Genomic DNA, 287 nt, shown 5'->3' with positions numbered 1-287 from the left:
CTGGCGGCAATGCGGCGCGTAGATTCGGCGATATCAACGGTAGATTCGAGGTAATGGCCGACTGCCAGCAATTTCTCCACCGGGTCGATGACCGTCACGTTGTGCCCGCGCGCTTCCAGCAGGCCAGCCATGATGGCGATCGACATTTTTTCGCCACGGCAGATAAGCGCGGCATTGATGCTGTCCGGGCACTGTCCCAACAGGCTGATGCCATGCAGGACGTGTTTAATCTGGGCAAACTCTTGTTCAACAAAGGCTTTGAGCGGGGCCAACGGAAAACCCGGCTG

Annotated in this window: 1 pseudogene; it reads right to left on the bottom strand. The window is 57.8% G+C overall.

The features are described 5' to 3' along the window. Positions 1-287, bottom strand: a pseudogene (gene thrA / locus OOJ60_RS24630) (bifunctional aspartate kinase/homoserine dehydrogenase I); the annotation flags it as partial.

This window comes from Citrobacter sp. R4, assembly GCF_026719175.1.
Classification (GTDB): domain Bacteria; phylum Pseudomonadota; class Gammaproteobacteria; order Enterobacterales; family Enterobacteriaceae; genus Citrobacter_A; species Citrobacter_A sedlakii.
This window is presented reverse-complemented; position numbering and strand designations above follow the sequence as displayed.